Origin of the sequence: Solibacillus sp. FSL H8-0538, assembly GCF_038003525.1 — a bacterium.
GTDB lineage: Bacteria > Bacillota > Bacilli > Bacillales_A > Planococcaceae > JBBOPI01.
The window spans coordinates 2456034-2474498 of sequence record NZ_JBBOPI010000001.1; the positions used below are offsets into that span (position 1 = coordinate 2456034).

At 40.3% G+C, this 18465-nt stretch carries 15 protein-coding genes, 1 other RNA gene and 1 other annotated feature; of the genes, 3 read left to right on the top strand and 13 right to left on the bottom strand.

Annotated features, from left to right (window positions below; genetic code table 11):
- Positions 1 to 52 precede the first annotated feature (52 nt).
- Positions 53 to 472, bottom strand: a complete 420-nt coding sequence (cymR, locus tag MHH87_RS11715) for a cysteine metabolism transcriptional regulator CymR (protein ID WP_340749486.1) — start codon at positions 470 to 472, stop codon at positions 53 to 55.
- A gap of 118 nt (positions 473 to 590) precedes the next feature.
- On the opposite strand from cymR, the gene MHH87_RS11720 reads away from it, so the two are divergent.
- Both MHH87_RS11720 and MHH87_RS11725 read left to right on the top strand, forming a co-directional pair.
- On the top strand, positions 591 to 1871 hold the full coding sequence (locus tag MHH87_RS11720) for a replication-associated recombination protein A (protein ID WP_340749487.1): 1281 nt from the start codon (positions 591 to 593) through the stop codon (positions 1869 to 1871).
- A 573-nt stretch (positions 1872 to 2444) separates the two neighbouring features.
- On the top strand, positions 2445 to 2867 hold the full coding sequence (locus MHH87_RS11725) for a universal stress protein (protein ID WP_340749488.1): 423 nt from the start codon (positions 2445 to 2447) through the stop codon (positions 2865 to 2867).
- 351 nt (positions 2868 to 3218) lie between these two features.
- Here the strand turns inward: MHH87_RS11725 and MHH87_RS11730 are convergent, their stop codons facing one another.
- From MHH87_RS11730 to hisS, 6 genes are all read right to left on the bottom strand, one after another.
- Complete coding sequence (locus MHH87_RS11730; RefSeq protein WP_340749489.1) at positions 3219 to 3722, bottom strand: GTPase; 504 nt, start codon at positions 3720 to 3722, stop codon at positions 3219 to 3221.
- A gap of 221 nt (positions 3723 to 3943) precedes the next feature.
- Complete coding sequence (locus MHH87_RS11735) at positions 3944 to 4345, bottom strand: aminopeptidase (protein ID WP_340749490.1); 402 nt, start codon at positions 4343 to 4345, stop codon at positions 3944 to 3946.
- A 187-nt stretch (positions 4346 to 4532) separates the two neighbouring features.
- On the bottom strand, positions 4533 to 5294 hold the full coding sequence (locus MHH87_RS11740) for a tRNA threonylcarbamoyladenosine dehydratase (protein ID WP_340749491.1): 762 nt from the start codon (positions 5292 to 5294) through the stop codon (positions 4533 to 4535).
- A 94-nt stretch (positions 5295 to 5388) separates the two neighbouring features.
- Positions 5389 to 5585, bottom strand: a non-coding RNA gene (gene ssrS, locus MHH87_RS11745) — 6S RNA.
- A 184-nt stretch (positions 5586 to 5769) separates the two neighbouring features.
- Entirely contained in the window at positions 5770 to 7545 is a 1776-nt protein-coding gene (gene aspS / locus MHH87_RS11750; protein WP_340749492.1) for an aspartate--tRNA ligase, read from the bottom strand.
- Between the two features lie 23 nt (positions 7546 to 7568).
- Positions 7569 to 8837, bottom strand: coding sequence for a histidine--tRNA ligase (gene hisS, locus MHH87_RS11755; RefSeq protein ID WP_340749493.1), 1269 nt, complete (start codon positions 8835 to 8837; stop codon positions 7569 to 7571).
- Positions 8838 to 9092: 255 nt separating this feature from the next.
- Positions 9093 to 9329: a binding site (T-box leader), on the bottom strand.
- A gap of 164 nt (positions 9330 to 9493) precedes the next feature.
- Between hisS and MHH87_RS11760 the strand changes: the two genes are divergently transcribed.
- Positions 9494 to 11125: an N-acetylmuramoyl-L-alanine amidase gene (locus MHH87_RS11760; protein ID WP_340749494.1), complete on the top strand. Its 1632-nt coding sequence runs from the start codon at positions 9494 to 9496 to the stop codon at positions 11123 to 11125.
- Positions 11126 to 11361: 236 nt separating this feature from the next.
- On the opposite strand, the gene MHH87_RS11765 is transcribed toward MHH87_RS11760, so the two are convergent.
- The 6 genes from MHH87_RS11765 to recJ all read right to left on the bottom strand — a co-directional run bounded on the left by MHH87_RS11765 (position 11362) and on the right by recJ (position 18327).
- The gene (locus MHH87_RS11765; RefSeq protein ID WP_340749495.1) at positions 11362 to 12255 is read right to left on the bottom strand and encodes a manganese catalase family protein; all 894 of its coding nucleotides are present in this window, start codon (positions 12253 to 12255) and stop codon (positions 11362 to 11364) included.
- A 64-nt stretch (positions 12256 to 12319) separates the two neighbouring features.
- A complete protein-coding gene (locus MHH87_RS11770; RefSeq protein WP_340749496.1) occupies positions 12320 to 12532 on the bottom strand; it encodes a YuzF family protein in 213 nt (70 codons plus the stop codon).
- Between the two features lie 110 nt (positions 12533 to 12642).
- The gene (gene dtd / locus MHH87_RS11775; RefSeq protein WP_340749497.1) at positions 12643 to 13089 is read right to left on the bottom strand and encodes a D-aminoacyl-tRNA deacylase; all 447 of its coding nucleotides are present in this window, start codon (positions 13087 to 13089) and stop codon (positions 12643 to 12645) included.
- A gap of 18 nt (positions 13090 to 13107) precedes the next feature.
- Complete coding sequence (locus MHH87_RS11780; RefSeq protein ID WP_340749498.1) at positions 13108 to 15303, bottom strand: RelA/SpoT family protein; 2196 nt, start codon at positions 15301 to 15303, stop codon at positions 13108 to 13110.
- Positions 15304 to 15479: 176 nt separating this feature from the next.
- Positions 15480 to 15992 (bottom strand): adenine phosphoribosyltransferase, encoded by a 513-nt coding sequence (locus MHH87_RS11785; RefSeq protein ID WP_340749499.1) that lies wholly within the window; start codon positions 15990 to 15992, stop codon positions 15480 to 15482.
- A 13-nt stretch (positions 15993 to 16005) separates the two neighbouring features.
- A complete protein-coding gene (recJ, locus tag MHH87_RS11790; RefSeq protein ID WP_340749500.1) occupies positions 16006 to 18327 on the bottom strand; it encodes a single-stranded-DNA-specific exonuclease RecJ in 2322 nt (773 codons plus the stop codon).
- Positions 18328 to 18465: the final 138 nt, after the last annotated feature.

An 18465-nucleotide genomic window follows, 5' to 3' on the forward strand; every position in this document is an offset into this window, starting at 1 on the left:
GGTAATATGCTATCCTTTTTTTGTAGATTAGGTCGGTATATTTTCTGCTCTACTAAATATAAAACATATAGCCGTCGTCAACTGTGTTGTCTGTATACTTTGCTAAATCTTCTAAAGAAGTCGTATCAAGTACATCTTTCACAGCATTTTTAATGCGAAGCCATAACTCGCGCTGTGGTGCTTCTTCATTTTCGAGGCCTTCTACAATTTGGATTGGTCCTTCTAAAACGCGAATAACATCAGCTGCTGAAATATCGGTCGGTTTATGAGCCAACATATAGCCACCGTATGCACCTCGTACACTTTTTACAAGTCCCGCGTTACGAAGCGGCGATACTAATTGCTCTAAATACGCTTCTGATAAATCTTTTTCAGCTGCAATTTGGCGTAGTGGGATCGGTCCCTCACCATGATGCTTTGCTAATTCAATCATAATCGTTAATCCATAACGACCTTTTGTAGAAATTTTCATTATAACACCCCAATTTAGCTAGTCCATTTATATGCTCAATTATAGCACATCTCCTTTTATTCCACTCGGAAATACTCTATTATATTTTTTATAAGTATGTTTGAAGGAAGGTGACATATTGCAAAATGAACCATTAGCTTATAAAATGCGTCCAAGAAATTTACAGGAAATTGTCGGGCAACGAGCGATTATCGGTCCCTCTACCCCACTCTTTAAAATGATTGATAAAGGTCATGTGCCATCGATACTATTATATGGTCCACCGGGTACTGGGAAAACATCGATTGCTAACGCGATTGCCGGTAGCTCGAAGCTGCCATTCTTTGCGCTTAATGCGACACATGCTGGCAAAAAAGAAGTCGAGCAAGTCGTGATGGATGCACGTATGAGTGGTAAGGTTATTTTATTTTTAGATGAAATCCACCGGTTTAATAAATTACAGCAGGATACGCTACTGCCGCATGTTGAAAACGGATCAATTGTGTTGATCGGAGCGACTACTGAAAATCCATTCCACGATGTCAATCCTGCCATTCGTTCACGCTGCGGCGAAATTTTGCAGCTTGAGCGCCTAACAATTGAAGATGTCGTTCAGCTTTTAACATCTGCTCTAGCTGATGAGGAGCGTGGGCTTGGTCGCTACGAAATTCAAGCATCCAACGAGCAGCTTGAGCGCATTGCTAATGCCTGTAATGGTGACGCAAGAAAGGCGCTAACGCTATTAGAATCCGTTTATTACGCGTCGGATGAGCAGGACGGGGTAACGATTTTAAATGATAATGCGATTGACGCCCTTGCAAAAAGGATTGGTGTGTACGGAGATAAAGGCGGCTCGCATTTTTATAATTTGCTGTCTGCCTTGCAAAAGTCTGTGCGTGGTAGTGATGTCAATGCAGCACTCTACTATTTAGCACATTTACTTGAAAGTGGGGATTTAATTGCGGTTTGTAGGCGACTCCTTGTCATGGCGTATGAGGATGTGGGCCTTGCGAATCCCGCGGTGGGTGCACATGTTCAGTCGGCAACAGAGGCTGCAGTCAAACTTGGACTCCCTGAAGCACGTATTCCACTTGCTATGGCCGTTGTAGAAATGTGCCTATCTGATAAATCAAACTCAGCTTACAAGGCGCTAGATGCTGCCATTGCTGCGATTCATGCAGGTAAGACAGGGGATATTCCAAACCATTTAAAGGATACGCATTACGCTGGTGCTGCCACGCTTGGTCATGGTGGTTATCAATACCCTCATAATACCCCTGTCGGAACATTTGGCGGCTGGGTTGATCAGCAATATTTACCGGATGCACTTGTTGGCACAGAATTTTATAAACCGGTTATTGCCGGTGAGGAAAAACGAATGGCCAGTATTTATGAGAAGTTGAAAACGTTCAAGAAATAATAGTGGTAAATACATTAGGGCCACATAAAAGGCGCGTGACTCCAATAGTTAATTCATTCTTACCTACAAATAAAACTCAACAATGAAATTTAACAGCCACTTTTATAATCGCATATTTTTTATTCGCGAAAATTGAAAGTAGGTGATTTGAACATACAACTTAACTAAAAATAAGTGCCAGTTTCACTTTTTTTTTGAATAAGTCGTAGGTCAATTTCGCCAATTTTAACGAATCGTGTTTGAAAAACCCTCACGTAAATTTCTCCAAATAAATATCCGGCACTTCTTGTTCGATTTTGAACTGGAAGTATCGGATTTTTTCTATTTCTTCTATTTTTCCTTCAATCTTTTCAAAAATCAATTTCAGATTGACGACGAAGCTTGGGGCGAGTTATCTACCGTATACGGGAAGTTATTTATTCCTTGAGCCCATAGCCCGTGGAAATCAACGAAATCGAAAAAGATTTACTAATGGATTATCCCAATTTTTCCAAACGTTCAAGAATTCGTTGTTTTTATATCCAGAATTTTAAGTTATTTGCTATAATCGAACTATACTAAGGAGGTAATTTTATGCCAACTGTTTATCACCATATCATCGTAGCCATTGATTTTTCTGAACAAGCTAAAAAAGCTTATCAGCGTGCAGTTGAAATTGCTAATTCAACAAATGCGACACTACATTTAGTAAGTGTTGTGGACACATATTCAAACGCTTCTGTCGAAACATTCGATCGAAAATATGCAGTAAAAATCCATGACGAATACGCACAAAAACTAGAAATTTATAAACAAAAAGCTATCGAATCCGGTGTTACACACGTTCTCACTCATGTTGAATTCGGCTCACCAAAACAGATTTTAACAAACTTTGAGAAAGCCGAACTTATTGTGATCGGTGCAACTGGCTTAAATGCTGCACAACGCTTTATTTTAGGCTCTGTTTCATCAAACGTCGTACGCCATGCCAAATGCGATGTTTTAGTTGTCAAATAAAAAAATTCAATAATTTTTTATTCCTTACATTAATTTGTTAGCTTTTTGTAAATTCGTTCTATACTTTATAATCAAGAACAAATGCGCTAAAGCGCCTGCTTAGCCCCGACAAGCGCTGGAGAGCCCGAAGTGAAGGCGCTCTCTTTGCCTTCGCCCGAGGGATCGAAGCGACCTCGAGGGGCTGGCGCTTTAGCCTAGACGTAGCATTTACTTTTTTTGAATGTTATCCACATGGCGAAATTTTATAATTTCCTTATCAACAAAAAAGCTGTCCGAGCGAAACGAATCTTTTCGCTCGGACAGCTTTTTACTAGAAACTTTATCTAGCATTCTATTCATAACATGTCGTTTTTATTCATATGTCTTACATAATGAATAAAACGACTCCATACATTCCTTCATAGTACAGCCGAGGGAAACATTCATAGTCGCACGATCTTCTTCTGGGGCAATTTCTTGTAGACTTACAGTAAGCTCTTGTAAAAATTGTTCATTTTGTTCGAGCTTAGCATTTGGTAAACAAGTTGCACTTTTTTTATACAAATTAACAATATGATTTTTTGCACCTTCGTCTTGCAAATCAATTAACTGGGCATGTGTTAGCCCATTAAAATAAACCAGTCGCGACGCAATATCCATAAATAGTACCCAGTACGGATTACTTTTTGGTAATTCACCAGCATTTTTTTCCACATATTGATTAAAAAAGTTGACCATTTGGTGCAGTAAATCGTCGAGAATCGAATACGCTTTTTGCCAATTTTTTGTTGTATCAACATAATCGAAAACCGTTTCATCCATTTTACTTTGAAGACTCGCCAAGTTTAACATTTTATTCGTTACTTGAATGTTCATAAATAATCATCATTCTCCTTTACGTCCCCTGCGTGCGCATATACAATACGTACCTTAACTATAACAAAAATAACGATGGGTTCTTTCAAAACGAAAAATTCATCAAAAAATGGGTTTAATTTTCATAAATTTAATCATTTTATAGATAATTATGTAATTTGTCTAAGGAATATTACTTTTTCTATACTTACCTAAAGTATGCACCTGATAAGAAATATGCTTTATAAGCGTTGCGCATACTTCGGGTAAAATCCATTATCTAGCAATTCAGTGTCTGTCCACGATGAAAATTGCTCAAAAGGTGTCACATAAATGGTTGCATCTTTATATGTTTTTATTGTTTTTTTCGAGCTATAAAAATGCCATGTAATCGAGTCAATCCACTGTGGCAATGTCTGTTGCTGTTTTTTTTCGAAAAATTGCTTCCCCTCCAATACTACTGCCATTTTGTAAAATCCTTCACTTAACATATAATTTTTATTAGAAAAATTGTACTCTGGCTCTACCACTTGTTGTATGTCAAAAACGTGTATTGTACGTGATTGCTCATGTAAAGCAATTTCCACTGTACTAATTTCATCGAAAAGATTAAGCCCTTTATATTCAAGTTCATTTAATTTCATCTTCGTGTCATCTCCTCATACGACCAAGCGCTAAGTATTATCGACAAATAGTTAGAAAGACACAACTCGCCCAAAATAGGGCGAGTTGATGTCCTTACTTATGTGGATGGGAAAGTTATACTTTCTTATCCACCAAAAAGGGTGCCCGTATAGTAGAGTCCTACTACTGTTACGACACCCTTTTTCTTTACCCGTGTACGCGTGTAATTTTCACATCTTTAACAATTTGATTAATGACCCAACTGGCAGCAATAAGACCTGCAACAGAAGGTACAAATGCATTTGACGATGGTGGTAATTGCGCCTTACGAATCGCTGCATTGGGATTTCCTACTGTTTCTACAACATCCGGGCGCACGATGATTGGTGATTCATCTGAAAACACAACCGTTACCCCTTTTTTTATGCCTTCCTTGCGTAGCTTTGTGCGAATAACTTTTGCTAAAGGATCCGTATGCGTTTTCGAAATATCCGCAATTTGGAAGCGTGTAGGGTCCATTTTATTAGCAGCACCCATACTCGAAATAATCGGAATATCTCTTTTTAAGCATTCCTTCATTAGATGAATTTTATAAATGACTGTATCGGAAGCATCAATAACAAAATCTATGCCTAGATTAAAAAAGCTCTCATATGTTTCTTCTGTATAAAACATATGCATATCAATTACTTCACATTCAGGATTAATATCGGCAATACGCTCCTTCATAACACCTGATTTGGATTTCCCAACTGTCGATAAATACGCAACAAGCTGGCGATTAACATTTGTAATGTCTACATTATCCTTGTCTACTAAAATAATTCGACCAACGCCACTTCTCGCACAAGCCTCTGCAGCAAATGATCCCACACCCCCGATACCTAAAATAGCTACCGTTGTATTTTTTAATTTTTCTAGCCCTTCTGTTCCAACTGCTAATTCATTACGTGAAAATTGATGCAACATATTCTAAACACCTCAATCTATATGATTCTACTCGGAATTATACACAGTAAAAAACTCTCCTGCAAGTGCAGAAGAGCTTTAGACAAGGAATTAGACGAACCCCGAATATGCCGTTATGTTAATAACACCGTTTTGAACCCGCATCCTAGCAGGGGGGTGCCCTAATCTTTACGTTAAACGTCCCTCTCCAATGGGGCATGTTTGCAGCAAAAGAAATGAGTGGCTCCCAACGATATAATGTTCGGTCAAAACTGTTAAGAAACATTTGCGTAACAAACATCTCAGGTTTCGTATTGATTTCATCTTATCATCGTAATTCTGAATATTCAATTAAAAAAACTTGAAATCATTTAAAATATTTAATATTTACTAGAAATTAGACAAAAAAATGTAAAAAAGAGCGATAAACCACAAAAAACTATGATTTATCACTCATGTAATTATTTATGCTAATAGAACTACACCTTGGCTAATCCTATTTTTTTTCCTTCACAGCTGTAACAGCCAGGCTAAGTTCACCTAATTGTGCATCTGAAACGCTCGATGGTGCAGATGTTAATAAGCAGCTTGCTGAAGCTGTTTTCGGGAATGCAATTGTATCACGTAAGTTTGTACGTCCTGCAAGTAACATAACAAGACGGTCAAGCCCCATTGCTAACCCACCATGTGGAGGAACGCCGTACTCAAATGCTTCTAATAAGAAACCAAATTGTGCTCTTGCTTCTTCTTCAGAGAAACCTAAAATCTCAAACATTTTCGCTTGTAAGTCTGGCTCATAAATACGTAATGACCCACCGCCAAGCTCGTAACCGTTTAATACGATATCGTATGCTTGTGCACGTACTGCTTGTGGATTTGTGTTCATTAATTCAAGATCTTCATCGAATGGACGCGTGAATGGATGATGCGCTGCGTAGTAACGACCATCTGCTTCGTCGTATTCGAATAGAGGCCAGTCGACAATCCAAAGGAAAGCAAATTTAGACTCATCGATTAAGCCAAGTTCTTTACCTAGTTTCGTACGTAATGCACCTAAAGCATCAGCTACAACTGATGATTTATCTGCTACGAATAATAGTAAATCGCCAGCTTCTGCTTCTGTTGCATTAATAATCGCTTGTGCAGCTTCACCTTCGAAGAATTTTGCGATTGGTCCGTTTAAGCCTTCTTCTGTTACTTTTAACCAAGCTAGACCTTTTGCTCCGTAAACTGCAGCAAATTCACCAAGTGCATCGATATCTTTACGTGAATAATTGGCTGCAGCACCTTTTACGTTAATTGCTTTTACTTCGCCGCCCGCTTTTACCGCGTTAGCAAATACGCCGAATGCTGAGTCTTTTACGATTTCTGAAAGCTGTTTTAATTCTAAGCCGAAACGTACGTCTGGTTTGTCTGAACCGAAACGATCCATTGCTTCTTTATAACTCATCCGTGGGAATGGTGCCGTTACTTCTACACCTTTCACGTCAATCATTACTTGTTCAATTAAACGCTCATTCATTGCAATAATCTCATCCATTGACATAAATGACGTTTCAATATCTACTTGCGTAAATTCCGGTTGACGGTCTGCACGTAAATCCTCGTCACGGAAGCAACGAGCAATTTGGAAGTACTTCTCAAAGCCACCAACCATTAATAATTGTTTAAATAGTTGCGGTGATTGTGGTAATGCATAAAACTCACCATCATGTACGCGTGAAGGTACTAAATAGTCACGTGCGCCTTCTGGAGTTGATTTTGTTAAAATTGGTGTTTCCACTTCTAGGAAGCCTTCATTTTGTAAGAAATTACGAATTGTACGTGTAACGTCTGAACGCATCTTGAATGTATCGAACATGACTGGACGACGTAGGTCAAGGTAACGATATTTTAAACGAATATCCTCTGCAATTTCCGCTTTGTTGTCAATCGCAAATGGCGGGTTTTTCGCTTCGTTAATAATAGTTAATGAAGAAGCTAAAACCTCAATTTCACCTGTTTTAATGTTTTTATTTACTTGGTTTGCTTCGCGAAGAATTACTTTCCCCGTTACTTCGATTACATATTCATTACGGATTTTTTCCGCTACTTTAAGTGCTTCTGGTGCTTCGTCGCCGAATACTACTTGTACGATACCTGAACGATCGCGCATATCAACGAAAATTAGTCCACCTAAGTCACGACGCTTTTGTACCCAACCCTTTAATACGATTTCTTCACCTTGTTGTGCTGCAGTTACTTCCCCACATGCATGCGTTCTTTGTGCCATGATTGTTTCCTCCAAAAGTTTACTTATTTATGTTCTAATACGAAATTCACTAAGTCGTGGAAGGCAATCTTTTCTTGATTTCCTGTTTCCATAACTTTCACATTAACTGCACCTTCTGCTAGCTCCGTTTCGCCTAATACGATTACGAATTTTGCACTAGCACGGTCCGCTGCTTTCATTTGCGCCTTCATTTTACGGTCAAGATAATCCATGTCCGCTGAAATGCCTTTAGTACGGAATGAGCTGACAAGTTCCACAGCTTTTAACTTCGCTTCTTCACCCATCGTCACTACATACATATCAAGACCTTCCTGAACATCTAACTCAATCCCCTCTGCTTCAAGTGCAAGCAGTAAGCGCTCGATCGACATTGCAAAGCCAATACCAGGCATATCTGGACCGCCGATATCTTCAACTAACCCGTTATAGCGTCCACCACCGCAAAGTGTTGTAATGGAGCCAAAGCCACTAGCCGTTGACATAATTTCAAATGCTGTGTGGTTGTAATAGTCAAGACCACGAACTAAATTTGGATCGACTACATATGAAATACCTAATGCGTCTAAGTATTTTTTCACTTGTGAAAAATATGCTGCTGAGTCATCTGTTAAATAATCTGTCAGTGCCGGAGCAGTAGCCATTAATGGGTGCTCATGGTCTTTTTTACAGTCCAAAATTCGCAGTGGGTTTTTTGCTAGACGATTTTGGCAATCCGAGCAAAACTCACTGATGCTTGGCTCAAAGTGATTAATAAGCGCTGTACGGTGTGCGTTACGTGTTTCCTTGTCTCCAAGTGAGTTGATCACTAGTTTTAAATCCTTTAAGCCAACTGAACCGTAAACGTCCATCGCCAGTGCGATAACTTCTGCATCGATTGCTGGATTCGCTGAACCGATTGCCTCAACACCGAATTGCACGAATTGTCGGTATCGTCCTGCTTGTTGACGCTCATAGCGGAACATTGGACCTGTATAGTAAAGCTTCACAGGTTGATCTGCTTGACCAAACATTTTGTGCTCTACGTATGCGCGCACTGCTGATGCAGTTCCTTCTGGTCGAAGTGTTAATGAACGGCCACCACGGTCTTCAAATGTGTACATTTCTTTTTGCACAATGTCCGTTGTATCACCAACACCACGTTGGAATAATTCTGTTGCTTCGAACATTGGTGTGCGAATTTCTTTATAGCGGTAAACCTGACATAAATCACGAATTACCCCTTCTACTTGCTGCCATTTTTCCGTTTGTCCTGGTAAAATGTCTTGTGTTCCTCTAGGTACTTTAAAGCTCATAAATAACTCCCCTTCCTGTCCGTTGATCTGTAAACTCTAAGTTGAATTGCTGTCTTTTAACTAGTTCAGCGTTTTCAAATGAATTCGCCATGGCGCATTTTTTAGCCTGCAGAATGCAGATCAGTTAGCCGTTGTCGCATGAATACGACGTTCTTAGGCTAGCATCCAACATTACGAAATCTGTGACATCCGCGGGAGGCTTTTTGTTTTCCCATGGTAAAACACAAAAAAGCTTTCGTCCCCTGCATAATAAATGCAAGGGACGAAAGCTTGAAAAGTCTTCCGCGGTTCCACCCTAGTTGATGTATTGCTACATCCTCTCGTATTCGGATAACGGCCGATTCCGTTTTCCCCTACTAAACAACAAGTTGTTCGAAGAAAAGCCTCTTAAGTGTTGTTCGCATGTTACTTACTGTAGGAAAGATTTCAGCCTATGTCTTTCCCTCTCTTGTCAGCATTGGTAGCAGCTACTTGCTTGGTCAATGGCGATATTACGTCTTTAGATTAATCCTTATGTTAATGTTGTCACATGCAGTTGTCAACACTTTTGAAAAAAACTATGGATTTTAGTACATAATTGCTTTTACAATAAGAGGGTATATATCCTACGTTTACAGAATTGTTCATTTTTTAACAAATACGAAGGGAGGAATTCGATGCGAAAAGTATCGCTTCAATTATTAATGAGTTGTGTATTAATATTTTTAGTAGCTACGCCCTCATTTCTTAATGAGCACGTATTTGCAGATGATGGCAAAAAAGCGGATTTAGTCGTATCTGCTGAAATCTTACATTTACGTGAAGGACCAGGACTATCCTACCCTATAATTGAAACATTAAAGGATGGACAAGCGCTTAGATCTATTGAACAGCAAGGAGACTGGATTCATGTACAAGTAGGGGATTTAGATGGGTGGGTGGCTTCTTGGCTAACGCAACCCTCTGCACAGGAGGTTGTCGAAGAATCGCAAAAAAGTATCATCTCTCAAGTAGATCATTTAAATGTCCGTTCAGAGCCCTCACTATCAGCAGCCGTTTTGACACAGCTTTCATCTGGCACTGAAGCGGTTTTGATAAAGCAACAGCAAGACTGGATTCAAATTCAATATGGAGATTTTATAGGGTGGGTTTCAGCAATTTATGTAACGATTAATGACAACATCCTTACTTCAACAGAAACAGAGACAGAGACAGATACAGATACAGATACAGAAGAAGTCCCTCCTGAACAACCAGAAAATAATTTGCTCGATATTGAAAATGATCCGAATACATTTATGATTTCAGTAAATGCAGTAAATATTCGTAAAAAAGCGGACTTAACTTCTAAAAAGCTTGGTGTCGGTAAAAAGGGGCAGCAGTTTAAAGTTGTGAGTCGCAATAATAACTGGGTGCAAATTGAATACACGAACAAGAAAAAAGGCTGGGTGTATAGCTTTTACGGCACATTTGCTGCGAAAACTGTTAGTACTACCGCAGATGAATCAGCACCACCTACAGAAAGCGTAACGATAATTTATAACGGCACGAATTTACGCGAAAATGCCTCGACCTCTTCAAATGTTGTAACACGTGTAAATGCAGGAGAAACATTCACCATCCTTGCAACTGAAGGTGAATGGTATAAAATTGACCTCGGTAATAATCAAGTAGCCTATGTGGCAAACTGGGTCGTTACAAATAGTAATTCACAAGATATCATAACAGCGACTACTACTGAACCGCGCAAAAAAGGGACCTTACAAGGGGTTACCATTGTTCTTGATCCGGGCCACGGTGGGAATGATCACGGCACTACCGGCAACCGTGGTACGGCAGAAAAAGAGATTACTACTAAAACTGCCGAGTTGCTTAAATCAAAGCTACGCGCAGCTGGAGCCGATGTTATATTAACGCGTGAGTCCGATGTTTATGTAGATTTGCGTAAGCGTGTCGCAATTGCACATCAATCAGTAGCAGACGCCTTTGTCAGTATCCACTACGACGCAATTGAGGATACCTCAGTTACAGGCTTTACAACATACTATACAAATAGCTATCAGAAAAATCTAGCTGAATATGTCCATAGTGGCCTTGCTACAAAGGTGTCAATTCGTGACCGCGGCGTTCGTGCTGGCAACTATTTAGTATTACGTGAAAATCGTCAAAATGCGATTTTAATTGAACTCGGTTATTTAAGTAATCCCAATGAAGAGCGTACAATCGCAACGGATTATTACCGTGAGCAAGCTACCCTTGGTATTTACCAAGGCTTATTGAACTATTTTGATGCACAACTAACAGATTAAAAGTGCTTGCTTTGCCCTAACAACCGCTGTAGACTCCGAAGTGAAGGCGCTCTTTGCCTTCGCCTGAGGACAATATACCGCGAACTCGAGGGGCTGGCGCTTTCGCCTAGACGTTGCATTTACTTTTTTAAATGTTATCTACAAAGCGAAATTTTTTAATTTCCTTAACAGAAATAAAGCGTAAGGAAAGTTCTTTTTCTGAACTTTCTTTACGCTTTTTTAATAGTACGTCATTGTTACATCTTTGCCATCAATCGCTTTGCAATCATTTGGTATTCCTCTGGTCCAATGCCTGGAGCAAATTCCTCTGGCAGCTCATCTAGATCCGGCATATCATATCCTTTCGGGGAACCCTCCTGCACGATAAGCGGCTCACAGGATACCGGATGCACCCCTTTCCAAATTTTATCAATATCCTTATAATCCCCCACTGTATTCCATGTAAATAATACATTCCCATAGCCAAGTTCTTCATACTTGCGCGCTTGATCGAAGACACGGTTATCTAGGTTTGGAATTGGTAGCATTCTCGTCACATCGACACCTGTAGCTATTTCCAATGCTTTTGCGTAAGCAATGATATGCACACCTCCGCGCACTAATAAATAACCGATCATTTCACGCGCTACTGGATGGGCGGTCATTTCATAGACTCGCATTTTATGAGTGCGTGCCCCGCATTCAAGGAAAAAATTATGCAAAAGATCGAGTACTAAATTTCCACTCGAAAAAACATTTTCTCCTGTCCAAGGTTTCCCCATTGAATCGACGGCTAGCGCTGTTTGTGCAGAGGCAATAAATGCCTGTGTGTTACGCATATTTTTTCCGTTTTGCAATGGCGTTAAATCGGGTGGTGCGGTGAAGGAAGAACTTTTATTGAGTAAGTTAATCGTATTCGCCACAAGCTCTACATGACCAAACTCTTCTGCTGTAATACTCGCGACTAAATCATGAAACGGCTTCAGCTTCTTTTTACCTCGAAAGTTAAATGATTGGTACATATAATTATTCAATGTCGACATCTCGCCAAATTTGCCCCCGAGCAACTCCTGAACGGCACTTGCTGCATTTGCGTCGCCATATTCGACTTCTGGAAGTTCTATTATCAGCTTATTTACGCGTTGAAACAAAAAAACACCTCCTGAATTGTCATATGTAACATATGTCAACTTAGAGATGCGTATTCACTAGTATTTAGTTTTTCGTTCGTGCTAACGTAATCCAAACGATCTCATCCATTCGTATAAAAAATGGTGTCCGACAAATTTCTACAACAATATGATCTGGCAATACAGCAGTTAGTATACCTTGCGTAATATTGTTTCCCGTTTGCACGACAATTGACTGGCCGATTAATCCTTTAATCGTTTCGAATAAATAAGGATTAGACACATTACCTGCTTGCACCGGTCTCCCACTCCTTTTACATAGTTCTGTATTGTATGAGTGGGAAATAGAATTCGTGCCTTTATCCCCCAATAACGATTAGTAAATTTCCCGTTAATAGAGGTTTCACCTTATTTTTCTTTCGATTCGACAAGTATTGTAACAGGGCCATCATTCGTTAATGCAACGTCCATCATCGCACCGAAAATACCTGTTTCAACACGTAAACCTTGATCGCGAAGGGCTACGTTAAATGCATCCCATAAAGGCTTGGCCACTTCTGGGCGTGCCGCATCGATAAAGCTTGGTCGTCTACCTTTTTTCGTATCAGCATACAAAGTAAACTGTGAAACGGATAAAATATCGCCACCCGCATCGAGAATTGAGCGGTTCATCTTGCCTTCGTCATCTTCCCAAAGACGAATATCCGCAATTTTTTTGGCTACATAAGCTACGTCCTCTAATGTATCTGTATGTGTCATGCCCACGAGTAGTACATAGCCTTTGTTAATCGCTCCTGTAACTGCTCCGTCGACTGTTACTGACGCTTGTTTTGATCGTTGAATGACTACTCTCACATAAAACCCTTCAATCTATTAGTTAATGACGCGTTGCACCGAATAAATGTCAGGCAGCTGCTTTATTTTCTCTACGACTTTATGCAATGCCGAAATATTTGATATCGAGATGGTTAAATGAATCGTGGCAATTTTATCTCGGTCTGCACGACCCGTCACGGCTAAAATGTTCGTTTTCGCTTCACTTACCGCATGCATAACATCATTTAATATACCTGGGCGGTCGAATGCCGAAATTTCGATATCTACTGGGTATTCCTTACGCGCTGGTGTTGGTCTATTCTCCCATTCAACCTCGATTATGCGCTCTGCATTATCACCATCTTGGATATTTGGACAGTCCCCGCGGTGCACAGAAACGCCTCTGCCTTTTGTAATGAACCCAACAATTTCATCGCCTGGCACGGGTGTACAGCAGCGTGATAGACGAATTAATAAATTATCAATGCCTTTCACGACAACACCTGAATCAGTTGGCTTTTTATGATTTGGGTTATTCATTTCCTTGACGATTTTCTCGAGCGCTTCTTCTTGCTCGCGCTCCTTGCGCATCTTTTCAGCTAAGCGGTTTACGATTTGCTGTGCGGTAATGCCACCTACACCAACTGCTGCATATAGATCATCTTCGTGTGTATAATTAAACTTCTCAATGACACGTTTGAAGTTTTCATGTGTTAATACTTCTTTTTGCTCGAATCCTTGTGCTTTAATTTCCTTCTCGACCAATTCCTTACCCTTAACGACACTATCTTCACGTACATGCTTTTTAAAGAATTGTTTTATTTTATTTTTGGCCTGTGAGCTTTGTGCGATTTTAATCCAGTCACGGCTTGGACCAAATGATTGTTTTGAGGTTAACACTTCAACAATATCGCCTGTTTTAAGTGGCGTATCCAGTGTCACCATCTTACCGTTAATTTTTGCACCGATTGTTTTATTACCAACTTCTGAGTGGACACGGTAGGCGAAGTCAATTGGCACGGAGCCTGCAGGAAGCTCGATGACATCTCCTTTTGGTGAGAAGACGTATACCATATCTGAGAATAAATCGAATTTTAATGACTCCATAAATTCCGCTGCATTCGACGATTCGTTTTGGAATTCTAAAATTTCGCGGAACCACGTTAGCTTTTGATCGATATTTTTTTCGCTATAATCCATCGTTTTGCCTTCTTTATAAGCCCAGTGTGCCGCGATCCCGAATTCTGCGATTTGGTGCATTTCCTTCGTACGAATTTGTACTTCTAGTGGATCTCCGTATGGACCAATAACCGTAGTATGAAGCGATTGATATAAGTTTTGCTTTGGCATTGCGATATAGTCTTTAAATCGACCCGGCATCGGCTTCCATAGCGTATGGACAATTCCGATTACCGCATAGCAATCTTTAATGCTGTCCACTAAAATGCGTACAGCAAGCAGATCATAAATTTCGTTGAACTGCTTTTTTTGGAGCGCCATTTTACGGTAAATACTATAAATATGCTTCGGTCGTCCATATACATCCGCGTCGATTTCTACTTCATGTAGCTGTGAAATTATTTCGTCCATGACATTATCTAAATACGCTTCACGCTCGTCACGCTTTTTCTTCATTAAGCTGACGATGCGGTAATATTGCTGCGGATTTAAGTAACGTAGTGCCGTATCCTCAAGCTCCCATTTCACCTTTGAAATTCCTAATCGGTGTGCGAGAGGCGCAAAAATTTCAAGCGTTTCGTTCGAAATACGCCGCTGTTTTTCTGCAGGTAAGTGCTTCAGCGTGCGCATATTATGAAGACGGTCCGCAAGCTTAATTAAAATTACACGGATGTCTTGTGCCATCGCTACGAACATTTTACGGTGATTCTCTGCCTGTTGCTCTTCTTTTGACATATACTTAATTTTGCCGAGCTTCGTTACTCCATCGACAAGCATCGCCACTTCTTCACTAAATTCGCGCACTAAATCCTCACGCGTCACAGTCGTATCTTCTACGACATCATGAAGGAAGCCTGCCGCGACCGTTTCAGGGTCCATTTGCAACTCAGCTAAAATACCGGCTACTTGAACCGGGTGAATAATATAGGGTTCTCCAGAGCTTCGGAACTGCTCTTTATGAGATTCTTTCGCTACCTCATACGCTTTTACGACAAAGGCAACATGTTCATCATTCATATACGATTTGACGAGCTCGAAAACATCTTCGGGCGCCAATATTTGTTCTTTCGCCATAGTTTGTCCACCTTGTTAAGTAATTTTTTCACATTAGATATAACCTTAATTGTATAAAAAACATGTACAAATTGTAAAGATAGGGGCAAATTTAGTTTTCTAAAAAAGAGAAATATGTAAAATATATGAACGAAAAAGCCTCATTCGTAACTATTTGCAGAATGAGGCCAGAAAAATTAATATTGGATTAAAGTTTTTATTGGGTAGCCACCGATTTTCCCGCGTCCGTTAAGCTCCATTAATTCGATGATGAACGCGGCACCAACTACTACGCCACCAAGTTGCTCGATTAGGCGAACTGTCGCTTCAACGGTACCACCAGTTGCAAGTAAATCATCACAGATTAATACTTTTTGGCCTGGCTTGATTGCATCTTTGTGCATTGTTAATGTGTCTGTACCGTATTCAAGACCATAGTCCGCTGAGATTACTTCACGTGGAAGTTTGCCTGGCTTACGTACTGGTGCGAAGCCAATTTCAAGAGCATAGGCAACTGGGCAGCCAATAATGAAACCGCGCGCTTCAGGTCCTACGATAATTTCAGCGCCAACTTCTTGTGCGTACTTCACGATTTCATCAGTCGTATATTTGTAGGCTGGGCCGTTATCCATAATTGTTGTAATGTCCTTGAAGCTGATTCCTTCTTTAGGCCAGTTCTCAACCGTTGTTACGTATTGCTTTAAATCCATTTCTTTGTCCTCCTCAAGAACTCACTCGTTCATCAAACCATTGTTTTAACTCTATATAAGTTGCATATAAAAGCTTCTGCTCTAATTCAATTTGTTCTGAACGCATTTTGTACGACGGTGCCTCAGATAACCCCTTTTTTGGTGCATTTTCGACAACAGTCGTCAAACCATTCTCTATTTTAACAAATCCCAGCTCAAAAAACACCTTTGTCATAAACTTAATTACATCAATATTTAGTCCAATATGTTGTGATAATTGTACAATATGCTGTTTTAAGTTAAAGGTCGGACGTTTCTTTAAAAATCCATAATACCAACTAAAGTGCTCACGCGTTGGCATTCCGTTAAAATATTGAGAGCTTGGCGTATAAAAATGCGCATAAATTCGGTTTGGTTTCACCGTTTTTAAGAGTCCTTCTAACAATTGAACATTTAGTGGCAGATCGAGTAAAACGATATTTTGACCAACGCGCGCGAATGCTTGTTCATTTTGTATGAGTACTATTTCTGTTCCAATTGCCTTCTCGTAATGCGCTACTGTAGCTTCCTCAAACGCAATAAAATCCGTTTGCTCTACAGGAACTTTCGCGAGCCAGTTCGTCAATTGGCTTTTGCCACGAAAATCAAATAGCTGCCATTCCATCACTTGAACATCCTGAATCATAAACTGTGGCTTTTTTTTGCCTTGCCACTCGTTAATTTGCAAATCCCCTACAAAGGACGTATTCACATCGTACGAAATTTCATTGTGTAAATAGCCTTTCCCAAAGCCGATTGCATCAATCGCTCCGTATGCATCTTCCAGCTCCATTTTTAAATGATTTTCCGCCGCACCAATTTTACGCATTGATTTCACCTTAACATTTTGAAGCGCGAACATTGGCTTTTCAAAATCCGCACCAAATGGACCCAGCTTGCGAATATCCTCAATAGCATCCACTGTAACTTCACTTAGCTCTACAGGTACATCAACTACGAGCTTTTGTACAAGTTGATCTTCTGTTAAACAAGCCTCAGCCTGCATGTGTAGACGGCTGCGAAGCTCATCAACGTGGTCTAACGGCAATGTCATCCCCGCCGCCATCGGATGCCCACCAAAATGCGGTAGAATATCACGGTTTTTTGCAAGTTCATCATACAGATGGAAGCCTTCAATACTACGGGCTGAGCCTTTAGCCGTACCCTTTTCACGATCTATCGATAAAATAATCGTCGGACGATAATACTTTTCTACAAGACGGGACGCGACAATTCCAACAACGCCTGCATTCCAGCCTTCCTGCGCAACAACTAATACGAGATGGTCTTTAATTGCAGGATCACTTTCAATGAGTGCGACTGCTTCTTCAGTAATGCTATTGACAATATCCTTGCGCTCGGCATTATTATCATTTAACTGCTTGGCCAATTGCTTCGCCTGAGCACTATCCTCGCTCATCAAGAATTGAACACCTGGTGCTGCACTGCCTAAACGACCAATGGCATTTAAGCGCGGTCCAAAATAAAAACCGATTGTCTCTTCGTTAATATCTTTTTGCGTGGCGCCTGAAACATCACTAATCGCCTGTACCCAAGGATTTTGTGAACGCCGTAAATGCTTTATTCCTTGCTGCACTAAATAACGATTTTCACCAACTAAAGGTACTAAGTCCGCAATTGTACCAATCGCTACATATTCAAACAAATGATCCGGTACTTCACCATACAGTGCATGCGCTAGCTTAAAGGCAACCCCTACCCCTGCTAGCTCACCGAACGGATAATGCCCTTCTGGAACACGTGGGTGTAAAATTACATCCGCATCCGGCAGTACTTCTCCAGCTTCATGGTGGTCTGTCACAATAACATCCATGCCTAGCTCTTTTGCTACGCGAATCGGATCAATGCCACTAATTCCATTATCCACTGTAATGATTAACTGCACACCATTCGCATGAGCCTCTCGGAATAACTCCTCATTCGGTCCGTAGCCATGTGTAAAACGATTCGGGATGACAAAATCGACATCTGCCCCTAAATCAAGCAACACGTTTAGCATGACGGTAGTACTAGTAATGCCGTCCGCGTCGTAATCCCCGTATACTAGTATCTTTTCACCTGCGTCCAGTGATTGCTCAATACGTGCAACTGCTTCACGCATACCTTGCATTAAATACGGATCATGTAATTGCTGTGGATCCAGTTTTAATAATGCTTGCGCTTGTTCTACTGTTTCACAGCCTCTTGCTACTAAAATCTTGGCCGCAATAATAGAAATTGATAATGCATCTTGAAGCATTTTGACGGTAGCTTCATCCGGTTTTTGTATAACCCATTTTTTCGTTGATGCGATCATTTTTTCACTTCCTCATGCTCTCCATTATACAAAATTTTCGTGGGATACTGTCATAAAATCTCTTTTCTATCCTTTCATAAAAGCGAGCAAACTACTTAGTAGGTTAGTAGCTTGCATCCTACCGCTTCCTCTTTAGTA